The organism is Brevundimonas sp. SGAir0440, from assembly GCF_005484585.1.
Classification (GTDB): Bacteria; Pseudomonadota; Alphaproteobacteria; order Caulobacterales; family Caulobacteraceae; genus Brevundimonas.
Genome location: NZ_CP039435.1, coordinates 2537106 through 2561250, shown reverse-complemented (window position 1 = coordinate 2561250; position 24145 = coordinate 2537106). Strand labels below are relative to the sequence as shown.

Annotated in this window: 23 protein-coding genes; 14 read left to right on the top strand and 9 right to left on the bottom strand. The window is 67.0% G+C overall.

Annotation, left to right across the window (positions count from 1 at the left end; genetic code table 11):
- The first annotated feature begins 35 nt into the window (after positions 1-35).
- The gene (locus E7T10_RS12725) at positions 36-911 is read left to right on the top strand and encodes a LysR family transcriptional regulator (protein WP_137722091.1); all 876 of its coding nucleotides are present in this window, start codon (positions 36-38) and stop codon (positions 909-911) included.
- Here the strand turns inward: E7T10_RS12725 and hemF are convergent.
- Positions 908-1789: an oxygen-dependent coproporphyrinogen oxidase gene (hemF, locus tag E7T10_RS12720; RefSeq protein WP_137722635.1), complete on the bottom strand. Its 882-nt coding sequence runs from the start codon at positions 1787-1789 to the stop codon at positions 908-910. The genes E7T10_RS12725 and hemF overlap by 4 nt on opposite strands.
- Positions 1790-1892: 103 nt before the next feature.
- Here hemF and E7T10_RS12715 point away from each other — a divergent pair, with 103 nt between their 5' ends.
- Positions 1893-3152, top strand: coding sequence for a dipeptidase (locus E7T10_RS12715; RefSeq protein WP_137722090.1), 1260 nt, complete (start codon positions 1893-1895; stop codon positions 3150-3152).
- Here E7T10_RS12715 and E7T10_RS12710 read toward each other — a convergent pair.
- Positions 3143-3598: a tRNA (cytidine(34)-2'-O)-methyltransferase gene (locus E7T10_RS12710; RefSeq protein ID WP_137722089.1), complete on the bottom strand. Its 456-nt coding sequence runs from the start codon at positions 3596-3598 to the stop codon at positions 3143-3145. The two genes, E7T10_RS12715 and E7T10_RS12710, sit on opposite strands and share 10 nt — an antisense overlap.
- A gap of 194 nt (positions 3599-3792) precedes the next feature.
- Between E7T10_RS12710 and petA the strand changes: the two genes are divergently transcribed.
- The 5 genes from petA to E7T10_RS12685 all read left to right on the top strand — a co-directional run bounded on the left by petA (position 3793) and on the right by E7T10_RS12685 (position 10089).
- Positions 3793-4350, top strand: coding sequence for a ubiquinol-cytochrome c reductase iron-sulfur subunit (petA, locus tag E7T10_RS12705; RefSeq protein ID WP_137722088.1), 558 nt, complete (start codon positions 3793-3795; stop codon positions 4348-4350).
- Between the two features lie 16 nt (positions 4351-4366).
- The gene (locus E7T10_RS12700) at positions 4367-5671 is read left to right on the top strand and encodes a cytochrome b N-terminal domain-containing protein (protein WP_039245598.1); all 1305 of its coding nucleotides are present in this window, start codon (positions 4367-4369) and stop codon (positions 5669-5671) included.
- 17 nt (positions 5672-5688) lie between these two features.
- Positions 5689-6552 carry a cytochrome c1 gene (locus E7T10_RS12695; RefSeq protein WP_210416102.1) on the top strand — a complete coding sequence of 288 codons (864 nt, stop codon included), beginning with the start codon at positions 5689-5691 and terminating at the stop codon, positions 6550-6552.
- 152 nt (positions 6553-6704) lie between these two features.
- On the top strand, positions 6705-8372 hold the full coding sequence (locus tag E7T10_RS12690; RefSeq protein ID WP_137722087.1) for a M28 family metallopeptidase: 1668 nt from the start codon (positions 6705-6707) through the stop codon (positions 8370-8372).
- Between the two features lie 73 nt (positions 8373-8445).
- The gene (locus E7T10_RS12685; protein ID WP_137722086.1) at positions 8446-10089 is read left to right on the top strand and encodes a M28 family peptidase; all 1644 of its coding nucleotides are present in this window, start codon (positions 8446-8448) and stop codon (positions 10087-10089) included.
- Between the two features lie 3 nt (positions 10090-10092).
- Here the strand turns inward: E7T10_RS12685 and E7T10_RS12680 are convergent, their stop codons facing one another.
- Positions 10093-11523, bottom strand: coding sequence for a short-chain fatty acyl-CoA regulator family protein (locus E7T10_RS12680; protein ID WP_137722085.1), 1431 nt, complete (start codon positions 11521-11523; stop codon positions 10093-10095).
- Between the two features lie 156 nt (positions 11524-11679).
- On the opposite strand from E7T10_RS12680, the gene aceA reads away from it, so the two are divergent.
- Together aceA and E7T10_RS12670 are read left to right on the top strand one after the other, a co-directional pair.
- Positions 11680-12960: an isocitrate lyase gene (gene aceA / locus E7T10_RS12675; RefSeq protein WP_137722084.1), complete on the top strand. Its 1281-nt coding sequence runs from the start codon at positions 11680-11682 to the stop codon at positions 12958-12960.
- Between the two features lie 19 nt (positions 12961-12979).
- Complete coding sequence (locus E7T10_RS12670) at positions 12980-13189, top strand: hypothetical protein (protein WP_137722083.1); 210 nt, start codon at positions 12980-12982, stop codon at positions 13187-13189.
- Positions 13190-13260: 71 nt separating this feature from the next.
- On the opposite strand, the gene E7T10_RS12665 is transcribed toward E7T10_RS12670, so the two are convergent.
- Together E7T10_RS12665 and E7T10_RS12660 are read right to left on the bottom strand one after the other, a co-directional pair.
- A complete protein-coding gene (locus E7T10_RS12665) occupies positions 13261-14394 on the bottom strand; it encodes a hypothetical protein (RefSeq protein ID WP_137722082.1) in 1134 nt (377 codons plus the stop codon).
- A gap of 82 nt (positions 14395-14476) precedes the next feature.
- A complete protein-coding gene (locus E7T10_RS12660; RefSeq protein WP_017504159.1) occupies positions 14477-15412 on the bottom strand; it encodes a ribose-phosphate pyrophosphokinase in 936 nt (311 codons plus the stop codon).
- Between the two features lie 190 nt (positions 15413-15602).
- Here E7T10_RS12660 and E7T10_RS12655 point away from each other — a divergent pair, with 190 nt between their 5' ends.
- On the top strand, positions 15603-16457 hold the full coding sequence (locus E7T10_RS12655) for an outer membrane protein assembly factor BamD (RefSeq protein WP_137722081.1): 855 nt from the start codon (positions 15603-15605) through the stop codon (positions 16455-16457).
- A gap of 76 nt (positions 16458-16533) precedes the next feature.
- The gene (gene recN, locus E7T10_RS12650; protein ID WP_137722080.1) at positions 16534-18231 is read left to right on the top strand and encodes a DNA repair protein RecN; all 1698 of its coding nucleotides are present in this window, start codon (positions 16534-16536) and stop codon (positions 18229-18231) included.
- Between the two features lie 9 nt (positions 18232-18240).
- On the opposite strand, the gene E7T10_RS12645 is transcribed toward recN, so the two are convergent.
- The 4 genes from E7T10_RS12645 to E7T10_RS12630 form a co-directional block, all read right to left on the bottom strand.
- Entirely contained in the window at positions 18241-19146 is a 906-nt protein-coding gene (locus E7T10_RS12645) for a cobalamin biosynthesis protein CbiG (RefSeq protein WP_137722079.1), read from the bottom strand.
- Positions 19147-19234: 88 nt separating this feature from the next.
- Positions 19235-19750: a hypothetical protein gene (locus tag E7T10_RS12640; RefSeq protein WP_137722078.1), complete on the bottom strand. Its 516-nt coding sequence runs from the start codon at positions 19748-19750 to the stop codon at positions 19235-19237.
- 5 nt (positions 19751-19755) lie between these two features.
- Positions 19756-20541: an exodeoxyribonuclease III gene (gene xth, locus E7T10_RS12635; RefSeq protein ID WP_137722077.1), complete on the bottom strand. Its 786-nt coding sequence runs from the start codon at positions 20539-20541 to the stop codon at positions 19756-19758.
- Positions 20542-20643: 102 nt separating this feature from the next.
- Positions 20644-21582, bottom strand: a complete 939-nt coding sequence (locus E7T10_RS12630; RefSeq protein ID WP_210416101.1) for a hypothetical protein — start codon at positions 21580-21582, stop codon at positions 20644-20646.
- A 126-nt stretch (positions 21583-21708) separates the two neighbouring features.
- Here E7T10_RS12630 and E7T10_RS12625 point away from each other — a divergent pair, with 126 nt between their 5' ends.
- Genes E7T10_RS12625 through E7T10_RS12615 form a run of 3 tightly spaced genes read left to right on the top strand, consistent with a single transcriptional unit; the run spans position 21709 to position 24119 of the window.
- Positions 21709-22794 carry an MBL fold metallo-hydrolase gene (locus tag E7T10_RS12625; protein WP_137722076.1) on the top strand — a complete coding sequence of 362 codons (1086 nt, stop codon included), beginning with the start codon at positions 21709-21711 and terminating at the stop codon, positions 22792-22794.
- Positions 22791-23564: an enoyl-CoA hydratase gene (locus E7T10_RS12620; protein WP_137722075.1), complete on the top strand. Its 774-nt coding sequence runs from the start codon at positions 22791-22793 to the stop codon at positions 23562-23564. Before E7T10_RS12625 ends, E7T10_RS12620 begins: the two co-directional genes overlap by 4 nt.
- A gap of 60 nt (positions 23565-23624) precedes the next feature.
- Entirely contained in the window at positions 23625-24119 is a 495-nt protein-coding gene (locus E7T10_RS12615; protein ID WP_137722074.1) for a GNAT family N-acetyltransferase, read from the top strand.
- Positions 24120-24145 lie beyond the last annotated feature (26 nt).

Below are 24145 nucleotides of genomic sequence, written 5' to 3'. Positions count from 1 at the left end.
GTTATGGTCGTTTCAATCCGATTTGGAGATTAATTGTGACCTTGGAACGCCTTCGGATCTTCGTCGCCGTCGCCGAGCGTGACCACGTGACGGCGGCGGCGAGGGCCCTGAACCTGACCCAGTCGGCCGTGTCGAACGCCATCGCCGCTCTGGAGGCCGAGCATGACGTGCGGCTGTTCGATCGGATCGGGCGGGGCGTGGTGCTGAATGAAACCGGCCGCGCCTTCCTGCCCGAGGCCATGGCGGTGCTGGCGCGAGCGGCGGCGGCCGAGGCGGCGCTGGCGGACATGAGCGCCCTGCGGCGCGGGCGTCTGGCGGTGTTCGCCAGCCAGACCATCGCCAGCTACTGGCTGCCGCGGCGGCTGGTGGATTTCCATACGGCCTATCCCGGCGTCGAACTGGCCGTCGAGATCGGCAACACGCGCGAAGCGGCACGGGCGGTGCTGAGCGGCGCCGCCGAGATCGGCCTGGTCGAGGGAGCCGTGGACGAACCGGCTCTGTCTCAAGTTCAGGTGGGGTCGGATCGGCTGGCCGTGCTGGTGACGCCGGACCATCCGTGGACGACGCGACGTCGGCTGGAGGCGAAGGATCTGGCGGGCCAGCCCTGGGTGCTGCGGGAGGTCGGCTCTGGCACGCGATCGACGCTGGAGGCGGCGGTGCGGGACATGGGGGTCGATCCCGCGACCCTGTCGGTGTCGATGACCCTGCCGTCGAACGAAGCCGTGCTGGCGGCTGCCGAGGCGGGGGCAGGAGCCACGGCCCTGTCGGAAAGCGTGGCCTATGCGTCGGTGGCCGCCGGGCGGTTGGTGACGGTGCCCTTCACCCTGCCGGAGCGCCCGTTCCGCCTTTTACGACACCGCGAACGGTATCGCAGCCGGGCCGGCGACGTGTTCGTCGAAGCGATGGGCTAGGGCCACTTCACCACCGGCGGCATGGACGACAGGATCGAGTCGACGTTCCCCCCCGTCTTCAAGCCGAACATGGTGCCGCGGTCGTAGAGCAGGTTGAACTCGACGTAGCGGCCCCGGCGGATCAACTGTTCCTCGCGCTCCTCGGCCGTCCAGGGCTCGGCCATGCGACCGGCGACGATGCGGGGATAGACGTCCAGGAAGGCCAGGCCGATGTCGCGGGTGAAGGCGAAGTCGCGGTCATAGTCGCCGCTGTCGTGATGGTCGTAGAAGACGCCGCCGGTGCCGCGCGGCTCCTTGCGGTGGGGCAGGTAGAAATACTCGTCGCACCAGGCCTTGTATTTGGCGTGCCAGGTCGGGTCGTGGGCGTCGCAGGCGGCTTGCATGGCGGCGTGGAAGGCCACGGTGTCGGGGTGATCCTGACGACGATCCGCCATCAGCACAGGCGTGAGATCGCCGCCGCCGCCGAACCAGCTCTTGGTCGTGGCGATGAAGCGGGTGTTCATGTGAACGGCGGGGATGCGCGGGCTGACGGGGTGGCAGATCAGGCTGATCCCCGTCGCGAAGAAGCGCGGATCGACGTCGGCCCCGGGCACGGTCTTGGCGTAGTCGGCGGGAAAGGCGCCATGCACCGTCGAGACGTGGACGCCGACCTTTTCGAACAGGCGGCCGTGCATCATGCCCATGACGCCACCGCCGCCCTCTGGCCGTTCCCATGTGGTGCGGACGAAGCGACCGGGCTCGCCGGGGAACAGGTCGGCGGGGGCGGCATCCTCCAGCGCCTCGAAGGCCGCATGGATGCGGTCGCGCAGATGTTCGAACCAGGCGCGGGTCTCGACCTTCTTCAGGTCAAGCGGATCGGAGAAGACGGCGTCGCTCATGGCGCGGTTGAACCACGTCGCGGCGGCGGCGTCATCCGGACAGGTTGTCATAAGCAGGATCGCGGGCGCTAATGGCCGTCTGCCGTTTTGAGGAAGCCCGCCCATGATCCGTCGTCTCGTCTCCGTCGCCGTCGCCTCGCTCGCGCTGGGAGGGGCGGTCCAGGCCCAGGACGCCGACGAGGCGCGAGTGATGGAGATCTTGAAGACCACGCCCCTGATCGACGGGCACAACGACCTGCCGTGGGCGTTGCGACAGCAATACGGAAACGACGTTTACGCCATTGATCTGACGAAGAATCTGGCGGCGTCGACCAAACTGCATACCGACATCGCGCGCCTGCGGGCCGGCGGCGTCGGAGGGCAGTTCTGGTCCGTCTATGTGCCCGCCAGCCTGACGCCGTTGGAGGCGGTGGAGGAAACCTTTGAGCAGATCGATACGGCCAAACGCATCATCGCCGCCCATCCCGACACCTTCGGCCTGGCGACCACGGCGGACGAGGTGGATGCGGTGTTCAGATCGGGCCGGATCGCCAGCCTGATCGGGATGGAGGGCGGCTATTCGATCGACGATTCCCTGGCCCTGCTGCGGGAATTCTACCGGGCCGGCGCACGCTACATGACCCTGACCCACTCCAAGACCACGACCTGGGCCGACAGCGCGACGGACGCGCCGAAATGGGGCGGGCTCAGCCCGTTCGGGGAAGCGGTGGTCAAGGAGATGAACCGGCTGGGCATGATGGTCGACCTCAGCCACGTCTCCGAGGAGACGATGCTGGACGCCATGCGCGTGTCCGATGCGCCGGTGATCTTCTCACATTCGTCGGCGCGGGCGGTCACGGATCATCCGCGTAACGTGCCGGATCGGGTGCTGCGGATGATGCCGCACGACGGCGGCATCGTGATGATTAACCTGGCCCCCGGCTTCGTGTCCGAGGCGGTGCGGGCCTGGAACGGGGCCAAGGCGGGCGAGGAGGCGCGGCTGAAGACCCTGAACCCCGGTGATCCTGGCGCGGTCGAGGCCGGGCTGACGGCCTGGACCGCCGCCAATCCGACGCCTCAGGCGACCTTGGCCGACGTGGTGGCGCATATTCAGCACGTGCGCGAAGTGGCGGGCATCGATCATGTCGGCCTGGGCGCCGACTTCGACGGCATCGGCAGCCTGCCGGAAGGCATGGGCGGGGTGGACGCCTATCCGCGCATCCTGGCGGCCCTGATGGCGGCGGGCTGGACCGAGGCCGACATCCGCAAGATCGCCGGCGAGAATCTGCTGCGGGTCATGCGGTCGGTCGAGGCCGTCGCGGCGTCAAAGTCCGGCGAACGCCCGTCGATGGCGCGGCCGGAGCCCGCTTCGGCTCAGAACTGACCGACCCCGCCCGTCTGGCGCAGGCCCTCCCACAGGGCGATTCCGGCGGTGACCGACAGATTCAGCGAGCGGGCGCCGGGCCTCAGCGGCACGACGACGCGCGCATCGGCGGCGGCGTGGACATAGTCGGGGGCGCCGGCGCTTTCCTTGCCGAACAGCAGGGTGTCGTCAGGCTGGAAGAGGAAATCGGGCAGGGGCGTGGCGCCCTTGGTCGTGAACAGCACCAGCCGCCCGGCCGGACGATCCGCCTGGAAGGCCTCCCAATCGGCGTGGCGGGTCATGTGGGACAGCGGGCCGTAGTCGAGGGCCGCGCGTTTCATGGCGCGGTCGTCGAAACGGAAGCCCGTCGGCTCGATCACATGCAGATCGACGCCGAAACAGGCCGACAATCGGATGCAGGCTCCGACGTTCTGAGGAATGTCCGGTTGAAAAAGGGCGAGACGCATTCTAAGGCCTGACATACGCGCGGCGAGGGGGTTTGTCGCGGTCTGTTTGCGAGCGTTTCGCAAGAAACGTCAGCAGCTTGCGTCCAACGCGGCGCAAGTCACGGGCCGTCGGGGATTCCCGGCGTCTTTTGTTGGTTCGTGCCGTGGCTGGGGACGCCCTTGGGGGTCTTCTGCGGCGTTCGAGAGGTGGAAACGTGGCCGAATCGGTCGTGCATACGGAAGACGGTCACAGCCCTGAGGGCGGTGATCCCAATCGTCGGGACTTTATCTACATCGCGGCGGGCGCCGCAGCGGTCGGCGCGGGCGCCATGATCGCCTGGCCGCTGATCAACCAGATGAATCCGGCGGCCGATACGCTGGCGCTGGCGTCGATCGAGTTCGACCTGACCAAGGTTCAGGAAGGCCAGCAGGTCGTCATCAAATGGCAGGGCAAGCCGGTGTTCGTGCGTTACCGCACCCCGGCCGAGCTGCAGAGGGTCATCGCGGACGATCACGCTCCGGACCTGAAACAGCCCCAGACCGACGCCGAGCGCACCAAGCCGGGTCACGAGAAATATCTGGTCGTCATCGGTTCGTGCACGCACCTGGGCTGCGTGCCGACCTTCGGCGCGGGCGATTACGGCGGCTGGTTCTGCCCCTGCCACGGCTCGCACTACGACGCCTCCGGCCGCATTCGTAAGGGGCCGGCGCCTCTGAACCTGGTGGTGCCGGAATACGATTATCTGTCCGACACCCGCGTCAAGATCGGCTGAGGACCAAGGGGGAATCATGAGCGATCACGAGAGCACCTACGTCCCGAAGACGGGCGTCGAGAAGTGGCTGGACACCCGGCTGCCGATCATCCGTTTCGGCGCGGACTACATGTCCCTGCCGACGCCGCGGAACCTGAACTACTGGTGGACCTTCGGCGGCATCCTGGCCCTGTGCCTGATGACGCAGATCGTCACCGGCATCGTCCTGGCTATGCACTATACGCCGAACGTCGACCTGGCCTTCGCCTCGGTCGAGCGCATCATGCGCGACGTCAACGGCGGCTGGCTGATCCGCTATGTCCACGCCAACGGCGCGTCGATGTTCTTCATCGCCGTCTATCTGCACATGCTGCGCGGCCTCTACTACGGCTCGTACAAGGCGCCGCGCGAGATGATCTGGATCATCGGCTGCGTGATCTTCTTCCTGATGATCGCCACCGCCTTCCTGGGCTACGTCCTGCCGTGGGGCCAGATGTCGTTCTGGGGCGCGGAAGTCATCACCAACCTGATCGGCGCCATCCCGGTGCTGGGCGAGCCGATCCTGATCTGGCTGCGCGGCGGCCCGGCGATCGACAATGCGACGCTGAACCGCTTCTTCTCGCTGCACTATCTGCTGCCGTTCGCGATCCTGGGCTGCGTCGTGCTGCACCTTTGGGCGCTGCACTCCGCCGGTCAGAACAACCCGGTCGGCATCCTGATCCCGAAGGATCGCGAGAAGAAGGACACGCTGCCGTTCCACCCGTATTTCACGGTCAAGGACGGCTTTGCGATCATCCTGTTCCTGATCCTGTTCGCCATCTTCGTCTTCTATCAGCCGAACGCGCTGGGCCACGCCGACAACTACATCCCGGCCAACCCGCTGCAGACGCCGGCGCACATCGTCCCCGAGTGGTATATGCTGCCCTTCTACGCGATCCTGCGCGCCATCCCGGACAAGTTCGGCGGCGTGGTGGCGATGTTCAGCGCCATCGGCGTGCTGTTCGTCCTGCCCTGGCTGGATACGTCCAAGGTGCGCTCGATGCGCTATCGCCCGACGATGCGGACCTTCTTCATCATCTTCCTGGTGGTGGGCGTGGGCCTGGGCTGGTGCGGTGGTCAGCTGCCTGACGCGCCGGTGATCGGGTCGTTCAAGACCTTCACCCTGATCGACGGCGACCTGAACTCCTACCTGTGGCTGACGCGGGTCTTCACCCTCTACTACTTCGTCTTCTTCCTGATCATCATGCCGTTGGTCGGGTTGAAGGAGCAGCCGCTGCCGATCCCGGCGACGATCTCCGAGCCGGTCCTGACCGGCGCCGGCGCCGTCGAGCACAAGGTCTGAAAATCATGACGATTGGAATGAAGACCGTGTCGTTCAAGACGATCATCGCCTCGGCCGCCGTCGCGCTGGGTCTGTTGAGCGCGGCCGCTCCCGCCATGGCGTCGGGCGCCGCCGCCCACCCGCGCTCGGGCGGGTTCAGCTTCGAGGGGCCTTTCGGCACCTATGACCAGGGCCAGCTGCAACGCGGCTACAAGGTCTATCATGAGGTCTGCTCGGCCTGTCACAGCATGAACCTGATGCACTATCGGAACCTGGGCGACCGTCATGGGCCGTTTTGGAATCCGAAGTATCCGAACCCGAACGACAACCCGGTCGTGAAGGCTCTGGCCAAGGAAGTGCAGGTTGGCGACATCGACAGCGAGACCGGCGAGCCGATCCAGCGCGACGCCACGCCGGCCGACAAGTTCCGCGCCCCCTATCCGAACGCCACGGCGGCTGCGGCGGGCAACGGCGGCGCAGCCCCGCCCGACCTTTCGGTCATGGCCAAGGCCCGCCACGACGGCGCGAACTATATCTATTCGCTGCTGTCGGGCTACAAGGCGGCTCCGGCCGGTCTGCAGATCCGCGACGGGCAGCACTACAATCCCTATATGGCCGGGGACCTGACGCCGTTCTGGACCGGCGATCACAAGCACGTTCCGCCGGGCGGCTTCATCGCCATGCCGCCGCCCCTCAAGGACGGGCTGGTCACCTATGACGACGGTTCGCCGCAAACGGTGGATCAGTACGCCAAGGACGTCGCGGCCTTCATCGCTTGGACGTCCGAGCCGAAGATGGTCGAGCGCAAACAGGCCGGTTTGGGCGTGATGATCTATCTGCTGCTGTTCGCCGGCATCACCTATGTCGCCTACCGCCGCATCTGGAAGGGCGTCGCCCACTAAGGGCGTCGTCGCCGGATCGAAGTCTTAAGCCCGCCAAGGTTCGCCTTGGCGGGCTTTTTCGTTTGCGACGAAAGGTCCGGGTCGCAGCATCGACAGGGCGAAGTTCGCCCCCTAGGGTCGTGTATCGTTTTCGGCTGTGGGGCCTTCAGTTCATGCGTCTTGTCTCTTCTTTCGCCGCCGTTCTTCTGGCGAGCGCCGCCTTGTCCGCCTGCGCCACGGCGTCCAATCCCGCTGCGGTTCACACCGTCCCGACTTTCGATGCGGCGCGGATCTCGCAGGACATCAAGACGCTGTCGGACGACAGCTTCGAGGGCAGGGGCATCGCCACCCCGGCCGAGGACAAGGTCATCCGCTATCTGAGCGAAGGCTACGCCGCCGCCGGGTTCGAGCCGGGAGGGCCGAACGGCCAGTGGACCCAGGATGTGATCCTGAACCGCTTCACCCAGTCCAATGTGCGGGCCTCGCTAAAGCTGGGCGACTGGACTCTGCCGATGACGCAAGGGGGCGAGGTCGCCATCTCGACCCGCCGCCCGGCCGAACACGTCAGTCTGAAGGACGCGCCGCTGGTCTTCGTCGGCTACGGCATCAACGCGCCCGAGCGGCAATGGAACGACTTCAAGGGCCAGGACCTGCGAGGCAAGATCCTGGTCGTGCTGGTCAATGACGCCGACTTCGAGGAGCCGGCGCTGAACACCTTCGGCGGCAAGGCCATGACCTATTACGGCCGCTGGACCTACAAATACGAAGAGGCGGCCAAACAGGGGGCGGCGGGCGTGCTGATCGTGCACGAGACGGCGCCGGCGTCTTACGGCTGGCAGACGGTCGCCAACTCCTGGGGCGTGCCGCAGTTCGACATCCTGCGCCAGAATGCGGCGGCCGAACGCGTGCCGATGGAGGGCTGGATCCAGCGTGACGTGGCGGTCGACCTGTTCCGCCGCGCGGGTCTGGATTTCGAGGCGCTGAAGGTCCAGGCGCGCAGCCGCGACTTCCAGCCCGTCGCCTTGCCCGGCGCATCCTTCTCGACCGAGTTCGACGTGGCCACCAATCAGGTCACCAGCCACAATGTCATCGCCCGCCTGCCGGGCACGACCCATCCGGACGAGACGATCCTCTATACGGCCCACTGGGATCACATCGGCATGGGCGAGCCGGATGCGACCGGCGACCGCATCTTCAACGGGGCGGTGGACAACGCCTCGGGCACAGCGGGTCTGCTGGAGCTGGCGCGCATGTTCGGTCGCGCGCCGCGCACCGAACGCTCGATTGTGATGATCAGCTTCACCGGCGAGGAAAGCGGCCTGCTGGGCTCGGAATACTATGCGGTGAACCCGGTCTATCCGCTGGCCAAGACGGTGGGCGGGTTCAACATGGACTCCATGAACGTCTATGGCCGCGTTACGGGGCTGGGCGTCACCGGATATGGCCAGTCGGACTTCGACGAACGTCTGGCGGCGGCGGTCCAGCCGCAAGGGCGATCGCTGGTCCCGGATTACGAGAATGCGGCCGGCACCTATTACCGTTCGGACCACTTCCCGCTGGCCAAGCGTGGCGTGCCGATGGCCTATGCCGGCAGCCGGGGCGATTTCCGCGACGAACCGATCGCCGCGCGCGAGGCGGCGCGGTCGGAATACGGCGCCAAACGCTATCACCAGGCGGCGGATGAGTGGTCGCCCGACTGGGACTACAGCGGCATGATCGAGGATCTGACCGTCTTCTACGATGTCGGTCGCGCCTTGGCGAACGGTCGCGACTGGCCGCAGTGGAAGTCGGGTTCGGAGTTCGCGCCGGTGCGCGCGACGACAGCGTCCGAACGTCGCTAGTCTTTTTACATATCGAGATGGGGCGGGGAGGAATCTCCGCCCCTTTTGCCATTCCGCCTGTCGAGTAAATGCAATGATCCATCGCCGTTCACCCCTCGTCGCCCTCGCGGCGCTAGCGCTCGCCGCCTGCGCGACGACGCCGGTCGCATCTCCGGCGCCCAAGCTGGACGCCTTCGCCGTCGCCTCAGCCGCGACGCCTCAGTTCAGCGCCCAGCGCCTGTCGGACCACATCAAATATCTGGCGTCGGACGAGTTGGAGGGCCGGTTCCCCGGCCTGATCGGCGAACGGCTGACCCTGGCCTATCTGCAGGCGCAGTATGAGGCGATGGGACTGGAGCCGGGCGGGCGCGACGGATCATGGCTGCAGCCTGTCGATCTGGTCCGGTTCACGCCAGAGCGGGCGCCGACGGCGGCCTGGACCGGGGCGGACGGCATGGCGCATACGCTGGTGTCGGGGACGGACATCACCCTGCGCGCCGGGTCGGCCGAGCCGATTGTAAAGGTCGAGGGTGCGCCGATGGTCTTCGCCGGTTACGGCATTTCGGGGCCGACCTGGGACGACTATGGCAATGCGGATCTGACCGGCAAGGTCGTGGTCATTCTGCGCGGCCAGCCGACGGTCATGGGCGAGGATCCGAACTTCTACGGCTCGACCACGCACAAGACCCAAGAGGCGTTGAAGCGGGGAGCCGTGGGCGTCATCACGCTTCAGGACCAAGACAACCGCTGGCGTCGCGCCGTGGGCGGGGCGACCCGGCCGCAGATGACGCTCAAGGGCGCGCAGGACCCGCGATTCAGCGGATCGATGAACATGGCCACGGCGACAGCGATCGGCGGCGCGGCCCTGGAAGCCGCCGTCGAGCGAGCGAAGACAACCGCCTTGGGCGGAGCGATCGATCTGGGCGCACGGCTCAGCGTCGATATCGCCGAGACGACCGAGGTCATCCACTCCAACAACCTGCTGGCCAAGATTCCCGGCGCCGAGCGGGCTGACGAATACGTCTTCTATTCCGCCCACTGGGACCACGTCGGCAAGGCCCGGACCCCGAACGCCGAGGGCGACGACATCTTCAACGGCGCCTGGGACAATGCGTCGGGGACGGCCGGTCTGATCGAGATGGCGCGGGCGTTCAAGGCCGGACCGGCGCCGAAGCGCACCGTGGTCTTCCTGCACGTCACGGCCGAAGAGCAGGGGCTGCTGGGGTCGGAGGCCTATGCCGCCGATCCGGTCTATCCGCTGGCCAAGACGGCGGCCGACATCAACATCGACATGCTGCCCATCACGCCGGCGACGCGCGACGTGGCGGTGTTCGGCGTCGGCAAGTCCGAGCTCGAGGACATCCTGGGCCGATTCGCGGCCGTGCAGGGACGGGTGGTGACGGGCGACGGCTATCCGGAGGAAGGCTTCTACTACCGCTCCGACCATTTCAACTTCGCGGCCGGCGGGGTGCCGGCCCTGATGCCCTGGACGGGCCGCGATTTCGTCGAGGGCGGGATCGAGGCGGGCAAGCCCTATTACGAGGGCGCGATGGCCAAATATTATCACAAGCTGACCGACGAATGGCGGGCCGACTATGATTTCACGGCCGCCTTGCAGAACCTGGACCTGTTGTATCGGCTGGGGCTGACGGTGGCCGACAGCGAGAGCTGGCCCGCGTGGAAGCCGACGGCCGAGTTCAACGCCATTCGCGACCGCACGGCCGATCAGAGGCGCTAGGCCTCAGGCCGCGCCGAACGGATAGGGGCTGACGGACTTGGACCAGTCATCGACCGCCAGCGGGCGGTCGATGGGTGCGGCGGCGCGTTCGGCGCAGGGGTGACGGTGACACAGGCGGCAGGCCGGGCCGATGGGCGTGACCTCGGGGTTCTGCAGGTCGATGCCGTGCGCGTAGGCCAGACGATGCGCATGACGCAGTTCGCACCCCAGGCCGACGGCGAGGTCGTGGCGCTCGTCATAGCCGTCGTGGCCTTGCCGCTCGACCGTGCGGGCGAAGGTGAACCAGCGGCCGCCGTCTGGAGTCTCGATGATCTGGGTGACGATGCGGCCGGGCGTGCGGAAGGCCGAATGCAGCCGCCAGCGCGGGCAGGCGCCGCCGAAGCGCGAGAAGGGAAAGGCGCCGGCCGCATAGCGTTTGGAGATATTGCCCGCCTGATCGACCCGCATCAGGAAGAAGGGCACGCCGCGCGCCGTGGGACGTGACAGGGTGGTCAGGCGGTGGGCGGCCTGTTCGTAGCTGACGCCGAACCGGGCCTGGAGCCGGGCCAGGTCATAGCGGGTCTCCTCCGCCGCCCGCTGGAAGGCGGCGTAGGGCATCAGGGTCGCGGCGGCGAGGGTGTTGGTCAGGGCGACCTTAAGCAGGGAGCGTGTCGGTCCGTCCGGGGCGCCGGCGGTCTCCGCCAGCGCGTTGAGCGCCGGCCCTTGCTCGGCCAGGGCCAGTTGATAGGCGATGGCGAAGGCGCGCGAGGACGGCCCCAGGGTTTCCGACAGCAGCAGACGGCGGCGGTGCAGGTCGTAGCGGCGGGTCCACTCCACCATGACCTCTGCCGGCAGAGTGCGGACGCCCAGATCGTGTTTGGCCGCCAGCCGATGGCGGGCGGCGGGTTCGAAGCCGTCGGCGTGGGCGGGCGCCTCGGCGGACAGGGCGTCGGACAGGGCCTCGCCCATCTGGTCCAGTTCGGGAAAATGGTTGCCGCGCGACTGGATGTATTCGCGCACCCATTCGGCGGGGCTGGTCTCGATCGGGCTTTCGCCCGTCTCGGCCGCAGCGCGGGCGCGCGTGCGACCGTCGTCGAAGGCCTGATAGAGGCGCAGCAGGGCGTCGGCCACGCCGGGCGCCTCTTCCAGCAATTGCACCAGTTCATGCCGTGGCGCGGACAGACCCTTGAACAGGGGATCGGTCAGGATCTCCGTGAGACGCGCCTCGTCCGCCGCGCCACCCTGGTTCAGCGCGCGCAGATCGACGTCATAGGTGTCCGCCAATCGCAGCAGCAGCTGGGCTGAGACCGGGCGCTGGTTACGCTCTATGTGATTGAGATAACTTGGAGAAACGTCCAGATCGGCGGCCATGGCGGTCTGAGTCAGGCCGAGATCGCGCCGCAGCCGCTTGAGCCGGGCGCCCAGAAACAGTTTGCGATCAGCGGCGGCGTTCATCGTCGAATGATGTCACAACGTGACTGAATAGGCAAAGTCATAATGTGACAAGATGACTTTGTTGACGGGGTTGAGTCTGTATCAGTTTTGACCGGCGCGTGTTCTTGTCCCTGAGACGGCGGCTGCGGCCGCGCCCTTCAGAGACCGAGTTCGACCATGACCACCTTCGCCGATCTGGTGCCTTCGCCCGCCGGCCGTTTCGACGGCATCGAGCGCCCCTACACGCCTGAAGACGTCCTGCGCCTGCGCGGCTCGGTGCCGATCACCCATACGCTGGCCGAGCGTGGCGCCAACCGCCTGTGGCAGTTGCTGCACGACGAGCCCTTCATCAATGCGTTGGGCGCCGTCACCGGAAACCAGGCCATGCAGATGGTCCGCGCGGGCCTGAAGGCCATCTATCTGTCAGGCTGGCAGGTCGCGGCGGACGCCAATACGGCCGGCGCCATGTATCCCGACCAGTCGCTGTACCCGGCCAACGCCGCGCCGGAACTGTGCCGCCGCATCAACCGCACCCTGCAACGCGCCGATCAGATCGAACATGCCGAGGGCGGCGCCAGGCGCGACTGGTTCGTTCCCATCGTCGCCGACGCGGAAGCTGGTTTCGGCGGGCCGCTGAACAGCTTCGAGATCATGAAGGCCTTCATCGAGGCGGGCGCGGCCGGCGTTCACTTCGAGGACCAGCTGGCGTCCGAGAAGAAGTGCGGCCACTTGGGCGGCAAGGTTCTGATCCCGACCCAGGCGCATGAGCGCAATCTGGTCGCCGCGCGTCTGGCCGCCGACGTCATGGGCACCCCGACCATCACGGTCGCCCGAACCGACGCCGAGAGCGCGCAACTGATCACCTCCGACATCGACGAGCGGGACCAGCCCTTCATCGACCGGGACAACCGCACCCCTGAGGGCTTCTTCCGCCTGAAGGAAGGCACGGGTCTGGACCACTGCATCGCGCGGGGCTTGTCCTACGCCAATATCGCCGACCTGCTGTGGTGGGAGACGTCGAATCCGGATCTGGACGACGCCAAGAAGTTCGCAGAAGCCATCCAGAAGGCGCATCCGGGCAAGCTGATGGCCTATAACTGCTCGCCGTCCTTCAACTGGAAGGCCAAGCTGGACGACGCCACCATCGCCAAGTTCCAGCGCGAGCTGGGGGCCATGGGCTACAAGTTCCAGTTCGTGACCCTGGCCGGCTTCCACAGCCTGAACAACTCCATGTTCGAGCTGGCGGACGGTTATCGCGATCGCGGCATGGCGGCCTATTCGGAGCTGCAACAGCGCGAGTTCGCCAACGAGGCCATCGGCTACACCGCCACGCGTCACCAGCGCGAAGTCGGCACCGGCTATTTCGACCAGGTCGCCACGGTCATCTCCAACGGCACGTCCTCGACGACGGCGCTGAAGGACTCGACCGAGACCGCCCAGTTCACCCACGCGGCTTAACCCGGAAAGGAACCCGCAAATGGAACCGCTGACCCGAACCGAAGCCATCATCGACTTCTGCCTGGCGCCCCTGGCGCTCGACACCGGCACGGAGGCCGAACGTGAGGTGCGTCGTCGTCTGACGCACGTGCTTCGGACCTATCAGGCCAAGACCGCGACGCCCGTCGCCGTGGACTTCTCGTCCATGCCGTTACAGGTCATCAACGAGGCGGCGCACGGCTACGAATAGACCGTCCGCTCAAGAAAAGGGCCCGCTCCGATCGCTCGGAGCGGGCCTTTTGTCGATCTGGGCAGAAAGACCTAGCGCGTCGTCGGGCCGGTGTTCAGCGAATGGGTGGTCGCAACCGCCGGGGTCGGAATAGGCGTCGCTTGCGGGACGGTGACCGAGATGGGCGTGCGCACCGGCGCGGCGCCGGTTTCTTGAGGATCGCCGACGACGATGGTGGTGATCTGCGTCGCCTCGGTGGTGCAGGTCGCCAGGTCGCGGGTGATGTGGCGGCCCAGGCAGAAGATGTCCTCATAGCTGGGGCGCGAGGCGGCCAGGCACTGGAACAGCATCAGCTTGGACATATCCATGCAGAACTCGCTGTTCGGCTCGTGCGTCAGGGCCTCGGTGTTGACCCGGGCCTCGTCGCCGCCGGCGCCGAGCGCGCCCAGAGCCGCGATGGCCAGAGAGCGGACGACGGCGGGGGTGTAGGGCGGGCCCTTGCGCGACGGCTCCAGCCCCAGTCCCGTGCCGCTGTTGGCGGCGGCGAACAGGCGGCTCGATTCCTCCGGCGACGGCAGCATCTTTGCAGCGGACAAGGTCTTTGCGCTTTCCAGCCGCACTTCGCGGTTCGGGATCGGCGTAATGGCCCAGCGGCGGCGAGGATCGCTGCGACCCTGGATGGTGTAGGCGTCCTGCTCGATCGCCTCGGCGATGGCGCGCATGGCGATGGCGTCCTTGCCGACCGTCGCCGAGATCAGGCCGGCGGCCGCGTCGGCGCCGGGCAGGGTGGCGGCGTAGGCCGGATCGGCGACGATCTGGGCCACCATGCGCTGACGTTGCGCCGGGTCGATCGCATACTGCTGCACGCCGGCGACGAACTCTGGCGACTGCAGGGCGATGATGGCGCCGTAAGCGATCAGGCCGCGCGACAACTGGTCGGCGTCATAGGCCGAACCCTTGCGCAGGGCGGCCTGGATCGATTCCGCATCGGGGAAGCCGCCCGGCTGGATCGTCTGGGCTTCGCGCAAGTAAGCGACGTAGATCGCGGCGGCGTCCGCAACGCCCTGGTTGAGGGACACGGGGGGCGGCTTGCGGGCAGCCAGTTCGGCGGCCAGACGCTGAGCTTCCAGCTCGGCCTTCGAAGGTCCGCTCTCACAGCTGGCGAGCAGGACAGCGGCGGCGAGGGCGGCGGCCGACAGGCCGCGGCTCAGTGGGGCCGTTTTCATGGAGACTTCCTCAGGCGATCACGCGCGCAAAAGCGCCAACACTGTTGGCGCTTATAAGGCGGGCCTTATGGTTATCCGAAGGTTAATCGAACAGTTTCGAAACCGATTCTTCGTTCGCGATCCGTCGGATAGCCTCTCCGACCAGCGGAGCCACGGAAACCGCTCGGATTTTCGGGCAGTTCAAAACTTCGTGGGGTTGCTCGATGGAGTTGGTGATCACCAGCTCCTTCAGCGGGCCGTCGGTGATGCGCTGGACGGCGGGGCCGGACAGGACGCCGTGGCTGATATAGGCCGAAACCTCCGTCGCGCCCTGGTCGATCAGGGCCTTGGCGGCGTTGACCAGTGTGCCGCCCGAATCGACGATGTCGTCGAACAGGATGCAGCGGCGGCCCTGAACGTCGCCGATGATGTTCATGACCTCGCTCTCGCCGGCCTTGGGCCGGCGCTTGTCGACGATGGCGAGATCGGCGTCCAGACGGCTGGCCAGGGCGCGGGCGCGCACCACGCCGCCGACGTCGGGCGAGACGATCATCAGGTCGTCGCCGCGGGCGTAGTTTTCCTTGATGTCCTGCGCCAGCACGGGGGTCGCGACCAGATTGTCGGTCGGAATATCGAAGAAGCCCTGGATCTGGCCGGCGTGCAAATCCATCGTCAGGACGCGGTCGGCGCCGGCGCGGGTGATCAGATTGGCCACCAGCTTGGCCGAGATCGGCGTGCGGCCGCCGGTCTTACGATCCTGACGCGCATAGCCGAAATAGGGGATGACGGCCGTGATCCGCTTCGCCGAGGCCCGCACCAGGGCGTCGGTGATGATCAGCAGCTCCATCAGGTTGTCGTTGGCCGGATAGGAGGTCGACTGTAGGATGAAGACGTCCTCGCCGCGGACGTTTTCCTCGATGATGGCGAAGACCTCGTTGTCGGCGAACCGCTTGACCTGGGCCTTGGTCAGGGGCGCATCCAGGTGGTCGGCGATCGCCTGGGACAGTGCGCGGTTGGAGTTGCCTGAGAGCAGCTTCATCGGCCGGTCATCCTTTCGCCGTCATCCGCCCCCCATGAACGGCGGTCGGTTGGCGCGCTCTTTACCAGTGGAGCCGGGCAGGGCAAGTCGTATGCTGAGTTTTCCTCGGCATGGCGCGGCTCGGTCGCGGGTGCTAGAGGTCGCCGCGTTGGTTTCCGGGGAACGGCTTCAGAGCCGTCCTTCACACGTCATGGGGTCGTCCTTGTCCGCTTCTAAGTTCCGTTCCGGCATGGTGCTGATGGCCGCGGCGCTCGCCGCAGTGACGATTTCAGGCTGCTCGGGCACCAAGCGTCCCAAGCTGGCCTATGAGGAACGGCCGGTCGAGGCGCTGTACAACACCGGCTATGATCGGCTGCAGCAGCGCCGCTGGTCCGACGCCGTCGATTATTTCCAGGAAGTCGAACGCCAGCACCCCTATTCGGACTGGGCGCGTCGTTCGATCCTGATGCAGATCTACGCCTACTATCAGAACAACTCCTATGCCGACGCCATCGCGGCGGCCGACCGGTTCATCCAGCTGTTCCCCGGCAATCCGTCGGCCGCCTACGCCTTCTACATGAAGGCGGTCTGCAACTTCGAGCAGATCACCGACGTCGGTCGTGACCAGGGTTACGCCACCGCCGCCCTGGCCGGTCTGAAGGATGTCTCGCGCCGCTATCCGGGCACGCCCTATGCGTCGGACGCCGCCGTCAAGATCGACATGGTCAACGACCAGCTGGCCGGCAAGGAAATGAACATCGGCCGCTACTATCAGCGCGCCAACCAGCCGCTGGCGGCCCTGAACCGCTACAAGGCCGTGATCGCCAACCCGGACTTCCAGCGCACCTCGCACACGCCTGAAGCCCTGTATCGTCTGGTCGAGGTCAACCTTCAGCTGGGTCTGAAGGAAGAGGCGACGCGTAACGGCGCGGTGCTGGGCTACAACTATCCGGGCAGCCCCTGGTACGCCGAGGCCTATGCGCTGCTGACCGAAAACGGCCAGACGCCGGACAAGGCGCCCGAGGGCAAGCGCGAAAGCTGGCTGCAGCGGATCATTCCGGGCTGATCACGCGACGGCTTGTGCAATCCGGCGGGGATCGGGATTCTGTCGGTCATGATTCGTTCCGCCGGCGCCTGACGCGATGCTGACCGCCCTTTCCATTCGTGACGTCGTCCTGGTGGACGTGCTTGATCTTGAGGTCGAGAACGGCCTGACCGTGCTGACCGGCGAAACCGGAGCCGGCAAGTCGATCATTCTGGACGCGCTCGGCCTGGCTTTGGGCGGGCGCGGCGACGCAGGCCTAGTGCGCAATGGCGCCAAACAGGCCGTCGCCACCGCCGTGTTTTCGGCTCCCGACGATCCCGATTTGCTGGCCCTGATCGCTGGCAAGGGGTTCGAGGTTCAGCCGGGCGAGGAGCTGATCCTGCGGCGCGTCTTGGGCGCAGGCGGTCGCAGCCGAGCCTATGTCAACGATCAGCCGGCCGGTGTGACCGCCGTGCGAGAGATCGGCGCGGCCCTGGTCGAGGTGCACGGACAGCATGAGACGGTGGGCCTGCTGGACTGGCGAACGCACCGCGCCTCGCTGGACGCCTACGGCGGACTGCAGCCGCAGTTGTCGGCGGTCGCCTCAGCCTCCGCCAAACTCAAGGCCGCCGAGGCCAGGCTGGCCGAGCTGAAGGCGCAGGCGGCGGACGCCGATGCGCGGCGCGAAGAGATCAGCCTGAACCTCTCCGAACTGGATGCGCTGGATCCGCGCGCCGACGAAGAAACGGAACTGGCGGGCGAACGCGCCCTGCTGGGCGCTGCCGAAAAGGCCATCGCGGATCTGGGCGACGCCCGCACCCAACTGGGCGGCGACAAGCTGAGCCAGAAGCTGGGCGCGGCGCTGAGGGCCGTCGAACATGCGCGTCAGCGCGCCGGGCAGGCGGGCGCCGAGGGCGATCATCCGGTCATCGTCAAACTGTCGGCCGCCGTGGAGGCGATCGACCGCACCATGGTCGAGGCGGCGGAAGCGCTTGCCGCCGTGGACGCCGCCGCCGACGCCTTCGATTATGAGCCCGGCCGTCTGGACAAGGCCGAGGAGCGTCTGTTCGCCCTGCGCGCCGCCGCCCGCAAGCTGCACACCACCGTCGACGCCCTGCCGATCCTGCGCATTCGTCTGCGCGAGCAGCTGCGGCTGATCGACGATGGCGAGGAGGCGCTGGCCAACGCCGGGCGCAAGGCAGCCGAGGCGGCGGAAGACTATGATCTGGCGGCCACCTTCCTGACCTCGGCGCGGGAAGCCGCCGCCGAACGCCTGACCGCCGCCGTCATGGGCGAGTTGGGCCCGCTGAAGCTGGAGCGCGCCCGGTTCCGCGTGGCGCTGGAACCGATCGAGGGCCGGCGTGGGCCGGACGGCGTCGAGACGGTGCGCTTCCAGATCGCCACCAACGCCGGAACCGACTTCGGCCCTCTGGACGCCATCGCTTCAGGCGGTGAACTGGCGCGTTTCGCCCTGGCGATGAAGGCCGCTCTGGCGAGCCGTGAGGACATGCGCCAGCCCGTGATGATCTTCGACGAGGTCGACCAGGGAGTCGGCGGCGCAGTGGCCGAGGCCGTCGGTTCGCGCCTGAAACGCCTGTCGAACGGGGCTCAGGTCCTTGTCGTGACCCACAGCCCCCAAGTCGCCGCCCGCGGCCACGCCCACTGGAAGGTGATGAAGGCCGATCGCGACGGCCTGACCACCACCACCGTCGTCGCCCTGGACGACCAGCGCCGTCAGGAAGAGATTGCGCGCATGCTGTCGGGAGCCGAGATCACCGATGAAGCCCGCGCAGCGGCGCGGGCCTTGATCGGCTGACTAAACTTTCTAGACGCCCAGAATCCAGCCTTCTTCCTGTTCGACCTGGGCGATCAGCTCGGGCGTGGCGTCCTTGGGCGGGGCGAACGCCTTGGCTAGGTCGCCGACCTCGTCCATCCGAGCGAGGGCCTCGGCCGTGGAGCGGACCTGGGCCTGGTCCTTGAACTCGCCCGGCTGCAGTCTGGTCTCGAAGATCGACGGCCAGACCTCGACGAAGAGAGCGGACAGCGGCTCGACATCATCGGGGGTCAGGGTGCGCCAGCCGGTGCCGTAGGGCCAGACGGCGCCTGACGGGCCGAGGCTTTCCAGCAGTCGCCGCACAGCCGGGATCCCGACCAGAGTTTGGCCACCGACGGCGCCGGCGCCATGCATTTGCCAAACGCTCTTGGGCTGAAGCCGGCCCTTGCGGGCTGCGTTTTCTGTGGCGCGGAACTCGGGGATGTCGGCGCCGGAGCCTGCCGGGGGTTTGGTCGTGGTCAACCAGCGCTGGGCCTGTTTGGCCGGCGCGCCCCACAGAGGCCAGGCCTCGTCGGTCATCAGCCGGTTCATCTTGGCCGCGACTTGATAGCGGTTGTTGGTGTTGTCGGCCTTGTCCACGATGTTGGAGGCGATGAACTTCCACATGGCTTGCCACGGGGTTCCGTCCAACTTCAGCCGCGCGGCCGTGCCGACGGGATAACCGAAATTGAAGTCCAGCCCGACCAGCACCCGGTCGCCGCGCTTTCTGTGATCCGCCAGGATCGAGGCCAGCAGGGCTTCGCCCTCGGCCCGGGTCGCGACGTTGTGTGTCTCGGTATAGAGGCGGAAACGCACGTCGCGCTTGGCCACGCCGATCCACAGCGAGGCGTCGCCGAGCTTCTTGGTTTCGGCGGCGGTCCAGTCAGCGACGATATAGGCGTCGAAAAGGCGGGCCAAGGCGGCCTCCCTGATAAAGGCGTGTCGGTTAGGAGTGAGCCGGGCTTCTAACGCCGCATCGCGGCGACTGAAAGGCCCATACGCCGTCTCAGCCCTTCAGCAGGGCTTCCAGATGCGACAACCAGCGGCGGCCGAGACGAAGCGCCTCGCCAGGGGAGCCGGTCTCGACGGGTAGGGCGGCGTCCCACAGCGCCAGTTCGAACTCCGGGTGGCGGGCGTCGGCGAACATCAGCCGCAGCACCACCTGTTCGGCGTCGGGGGCCAGCACGTCCAGCGACTTGCGCGCCTCGCCCCGGCGGATGCGGGCGACGACGTGGCCATCGACGATGATCTCGCCCCCCTCCACCTCATCGAAGGCGTAGACCAGGCCATGGGCGCCGTTGGCCCACAGTACAACAACCTGTTCGACGTCGAAATTCAGGGCGCAGGCCCGACCTTCGCCCGGCGACACGGCCTCGACCTCCGGCGCGGCGCCCAGGGTTTTGAGCATGGCGCGGTGAAGGCGGCGCGGCGGCTCCATCCACCACGAAAGCGCCAGGGCCAGGGTCGTCAGCAGGGCCGCCGCGAGGGCGATCAGCAACACCACCCGCAAGACGTCGGCCATGGTCGTCAGGCCTCCAGATCGAGATCGACCACCACGGGGACGTGGTCGCTGGGTTTGTCCATGTCGCGGGCGTCGCGGTGGGTCTCGATCCCACGTAACCGGTCCGCGGCCTGGGGCGACAGCAGGGCGAAGTCGATGCGGATTCCGTGATCACGCTGCCAGGCGCCGGCCTGATAGTCCCAAAACGTGTAGGTGCCAGCGGGTTCGCCGCCGATCTCGTGCGCGTCGGCCAGTCCCAGGTTCTTGAGCGCGCGGAATGCCTGGCGGCTCTGCGGCTGGAACAGGGCGTCGTCGGTCCAGGCGGCCGGGGTTTTGGCGTCCTCCGCCTCGGGGATGACGTTGTAGTCGCCGCACAGGGCCAGCGGCTCCTCGAACGCCAGCAGATCCTCGGCATGGCGGTTCAACCGGTCGAACCAGGCCAGCTTGTAATCGAACTTCTCGGTCGCGATCGGATTGCCGTTTGGCAGATAGAGGGCCCCGACACGAATGGGCCGGGGCGCCTCGACCAAGGCCTCGATATAGCGCGCCTGTTCGTCCGTCTCGTCGCCAGGCAGGCCGCGTCGGATGTCGGACAATGGGTATTTCGACAGCAGGGCGACGCCGTTATAGCTCTTCTGGCCGTGAGTCTCGACGTTGTAGCCGAGGCTCTCGAAGGCCTCGCGCGGGAACTTCTCGTCCACGCATTTGATCTCCTGGAAACAGGCGACGTCGGGGGCGGCCTGCTCCAGCCACGCCAGGACGGTGGGCAGGCGGGCGTTGACGGAGTTCACGTTCCAAGTGGCGATGCGCATGAGGGCGACGCTAGGCTGCGTCTCGGTTTTGGAAAAGAGGGCGCAAGAGAAAAGGGCCGCCGGATCGCTCCGACGGCCCCTTCGTCTGGTCTAAAGGGTCGCTTACGGACGACCGCCGGCCGGAGCGGGGGCAGCGGCCGGCGCCGTCGTCAGCTTGCAGCCCCCGCCGATCTGCTGCGCCGTTGCGCAAGGATAGATTTGCTGGACTGCGTTTTCGGCGTTCACGCGGGCGATCACGCCATCAGCTCCGTCGCACTTGGCTTCGTAGAACATGCCGTTAGCGTTCTGGCCCATCAGGCGAGCTTCGGTCACGTTGCACGAGGCGGCTTCCGAACCGGCCAGAAGCGTCTTCACGAAGGCGGCGTTCTCGGCGGTCGTGGTGAAGTCGCAAGTGCCGCGCTCTGCAAGGACCTGGATGCAGGGTGTTTTCGTCCAGGTCGCAGCCTGCTGCTTGATCCAGTAGCCAGGCCCGTCTGAGCAGCCCACCTCATAGACGACTGCGCCGTCGCTGGACTGTCCGCGCAGCTTCGCCTGATCAACGGTGCAAGCAACGCCCGCGTCCTTGGCGTATTGTCGAAGGAACTTCTGAATGTCTGTGTTGGCCGCCAGCGTGCATTGGGCAGGCGATGCGGTCGGATCGGCGGCGCGCGCGACGTCGGCGGAGTGAGCCAGAATGATGCAGCTGCTGGCTTCGGGCGGGGTCTTGGTTTCGACGATGTAGCCCGGTGCGGTTCCGCAGGCGACTTCATAGACCGTCGTGTCGGCTGCAGTCTTGCCGAGGAGCTTGGCCTCGCTGACCTGACAGCCCGTGGTCGTCAGAGCCATCTGCGCCTGGGCGGCAGCCAGGATTTGCTCGGGCGTCGGCGGGGCAGGCGCGCGTTCGCGGCGTTGGCGGCCGGCGGCAGCGCGGGATGTGCCCTGGGTTACGGCGGCTTCGTCGCCGCTGTTGCGAGGTTGCTGGCGCTCTTGGGCCGTGGCCGGCGCGACGGCGAAGGCGCTGAACACAAGCGCCGCAAAGGCGGCGGCGAGGCGGGACTTCATGGAAACACCTTGGGTTTCTGAATGCATGGCTGCTTCGTGGCGGTGTATTTGGGCGGGGTCAAGGCGGGTGTGGACGGCGGCACGGGACACGGGCTAAGTATCTGCGCGTTTCGATTGGAGACTGACTTGGCTGATGGAACGGCGCCGACGACGGCCGCGAAGGATGGGCGGGGGCTGACCTATCCGTTCGACGCCGTGCCCGGTGCGGGCGAGGCGATCGAGGTCGCGCGCGGCGTGCTGTGGCTGCGGTTCGCCCTGCCGTTTCAGCTGGATCATGTGAATGTTTATGCGATCCGGGACGGCTACGGCTGGGTCGTCGTCGATACGGGTTTGAAGACATCGGCGACCGTAGCGGCGTGGGAGACTGCGTTGGATGCGGCGCTGGGCGGCAAGCCCGTGACGCGGCTGATCTGCACCCATATGCATCCCGATCACATCGGACTGGCGGGCTGGCTTTGCGAGCGGTCGGGCGCGCCGTTGCTGATGTCGCGACTGGAGTATGTGACCACGAGGATGCTGATGGCCGAGGAGGCAGGCGATGCGCCGGTGGACGGCGAGCGATACTATCGCGCCGCAGGCTGGAGCGATGAGCAGATCGCGCGCTGGCGGGCCGATTACGGCGGGTTCGGCAAGGGCGTGGCGACGATGCCGCGTAGATATCTGCGACTGTCCGACAGCGACATCGTTCAGATCGACGGCGACGACTGGAGCGTGGTCGTTGGGTCGGGCCATAGCCCCGAGCACGTCTGCCTGTGGCGGCGGTCGGACGACGTCTTCATCGCCGGGGATCAGATCCTGCCGCGCATTTCGTCCAATGTTTCGGTCTGGCCGACGGAGCCTGAGGCCGATCCGCTGGGCGACTGGATGGACTCGTTGGACAAGCTGAGGGCGCTGTTGCCGGAGGGCGCGTTCGTCCTGCCGGCGCATGGCGAGCCCTTCTATGGCGTTCATGCGCGGCTCGACGCCCTGAAGCGGGGGCATGAGGTCGCGCTGAAACGGCTTGAGCGGACGTTGCGTCAACCGTCTAGGGTGATCGACGGCTTTCCCGCCGTTTTCGGTCGGGCGGTCGGGGACGGGGTGCTGGGCATGGCCACGGGCGAAGCCCAGGCGCACCTGAACTATCTGGAACGACGCGGCCGCGCGACGCGGACGCGGGACGAGAGCGGCGTCGATTGGTGGAGCGCCGTCGCACAGGACGAGGAAACGACGTGAGCGAACATATCCGCAGCGAACTGGCCGACGGCGTCCTGACCGTCACCCTGGAACGGGCCGACAAGAAGAACGCCATCACCCAGGCCATGTATTCGGCCCTGGCCGAGGCGACGGAGCGGGCGCGGACCGACGATGCGGTGCGGGTGCTGCTGCTGCGCGCGGAGGGCGACAGCTTCTCGGCCGGCAACGACATTCAGGACTTCATCGCCTTGGGCTCGCAAGGGGCGGGGCCGGGCGACATGCCGGTGTTTCGTTTCCTGAAGGCGCTGGCGGATCTGGACAAGCCGGCCGTGGCGGCGGTGAAGGGGCGGGCGGTCGGGATCGGCCTGACCATGCTGCTGCACTGCGACCTGGTGGTGGTCGCCGAGGACGCGCTGCTTTCCGTGCCCTTCGTCAATCTGGCCCTCGCGCCCGAGGCGGCGTCCAGCCTGCTGTTGCCGGCCGTGATCGGTCATCAGCGGGCCTTTGAACTGTTTGCGCTGGGCGAGCCGCTGGATGGCCGGACGGCCCTGGCCTGGGGCATCGCCAATCGCGCGGTCCCGGCCGATCAGGTCGAGGCGACCGCGGCGGAACTGGCGGCCAAGGTGGCGGCCCGAGCGCCCAACTCGATCCGCAAGACCAAGCGGCTGATGCGTGACGCAGAAGGTCTGTGGGGACTAATGCAGCGCGAGGGCGAAGCCTTCGGCTCGCAGATGCGCAGTCCCGAGGCGATCGAGGCCTTCATGGCCTTTACGCAAAAGCGGGCGCCGGACTTTTCCAAGGCGGGTTAAACGGCCGTCACGAGGCCTTGCCTTGATTTGGCGCACCTTTGATTCTAGGTGCGCGCGCCGATGTCGCACGCCCTTTCCATACCTCCGGCCGTAAGCCGTATTGAAGCCGAGAGCCCGGCCGACGCCGAAGGCGTGGATGCGCTGGTCATGGCCGCCTTCGGGCCGGGCCGGTTCGCCAAGACGGCCGAGCGTCTGCGTGAAGGCTCGCAACCAAGCGCCGGCTTTGTCGTGAAGCGCGACGGGGACGTGGTGGGCTCGGTGCGGCTATGGCCGGTCGTGGTCGGAGACACCTCGGCTTTGTTTTTGGGACCGATCGCGGTGGACGCCGGCCGCCGGAGCGAAGGTCTGGGCGCCGAACTGGTTCAGGCGTGCGTGGGTCAGGCACGGACGCTGGACATCGGCGGCGTGCTGCTGGTCGGGGACGCGGCCTATTTCGAGCGGTTCGGATTTGTCCCTGCGCCGGAGGCGACGCTGCCCGGACCTGTGGATCGCCGCCGCGTCCTGTGGCTGGCGACCGGGGTAGATCAGGTTTCGGGTTCGGTTCGCATCGGCTGACCCTTTCCCGCACGGTTCGCGGGGCC

What these genes read in the sequence shown, in the direction of transcription:
- hemF (WP_137722635.1), bottom strand. Translation starts at nt 1,789, where the DNA reads ATGAGCGACGCCGTCTTCTCCGATCCGCTTGACCTGAAGAAGGTCGAG.
- E7T10_RS12715 (WP_137722090.1), top strand. Translation starts at nt 1,893, where the DNA reads ATGATCCGTCGTCTCGTCTCCGTCGCCGTCGCCTCGCTCGCGCTGGGA.
- E7T10_RS12710 (WP_137722089.1), bottom strand. Translation starts at nt 3,598, where the DNA reads ATGCGTCTCGCCCTTTTTCAACCGGACATTCCTCAGAACGTCGGAGCC.
- E7T10_RS12700 (WP_039245598.1), top strand. Translation starts at nt 4,367, where the DNA reads ATGAGCGATCACGAGAGCACCTACGTCCCGAAGACGGGCGTCGAGAAG.
- E7T10_RS12695 (WP_210416102.1), top strand. Translation starts at nt 5,689, where the DNA reads ATGAAGACCGTGTCGTTCAAGACGATCATCGCCTCGGCCGCCGTCGCG.
- E7T10_RS12690 (WP_137722087.1), top strand. Translation starts at nt 6,705, where the DNA reads ATGCGTCTTGTCTCTTCTTTCGCCGCCGTTCTTCTGGCGAGCGCCGCC.
- E7T10_RS12685 (WP_137722086.1), top strand. Translation starts at nt 8,446, where the DNA reads ATGATCCATCGCCGTTCACCCCTCGTCGCCCTCGCGGCGCTAGCGCTC.
- E7T10_RS12680 (WP_137722085.1), bottom strand. Translation starts at nt 11,523, where the DNA reads ATGAACGCCGCCGCTGATCGCAAACTGTTTCTGGGCGCCCGGCTCAAG.
- aceA (WP_137722084.1), top strand. Translation starts at nt 11,680, where the DNA reads ATGACCACCTTCGCCGATCTGGTGCCTTCGCCCGCCGGCCGTTTCGAC.
- E7T10_RS12670 (WP_137722083.1), top strand. Translation starts at nt 12,980, where the DNA reads ATGGAACCGCTGACCCGAACCGAAGCCATCATCGACTTCTGCCTGGCG.
- E7T10_RS12665 (WP_137722082.1), bottom strand. Translation starts at nt 14,394, where the DNA reads ATGAAAACGGCCCCACTGAGCCGCGGCCTGTCGGCCGCCGCCCTCGCC.
- E7T10_RS12660 (WP_017504159.1), bottom strand. Translation starts at nt 15,412, where the DNA reads ATGAAGCTGCTCTCAGGCAACTCCAACCGCGCACTGTCCCAGGCGATC.
- E7T10_RS12655 (WP_137722081.1), top strand. Translation starts at nt 15,603, where the DNA reads ATGGGGTCGTCCTTGTCCGCTTCTAAGTTCCGTTCCGGCATGGTGCTG.
- recN (WP_137722080.1), top strand. Translation starts at nt 16,534, where the DNA reads ATGCTGACCGCCCTTTCCATTCGTGACGTCGTCCTGGTGGACGTGCTT.
- E7T10_RS12640 (WP_137722078.1), bottom strand. Translation starts at nt 19,750, where the DNA reads ATGGCCGACGTCTTGCGGGTGGTGTTGCTGATCGCCCTCGCGGCGGCC.
- xth (WP_137722077.1), bottom strand. Translation starts at nt 20,541, where the DNA reads ATGCGCATCGCCACTTGGAACGTGAACTCCGTCAACGCCCGCCTGCCC.
- E7T10_RS12630 (WP_210416101.1), bottom strand. Translation starts at nt 21,582, where the DNA reads ATGAAGTCCCGCCTCGCCGCCGCCTTTGCGGCGCTTGTGTTCAGCGCC.
- E7T10_RS12615 (WP_137722074.1), top strand. Translation starts at nt 23,625, where the DNA reads ATGTCGCACGCCCTTTCCATACCTCCGGCCGTAAGCCGTATTGAAGCC.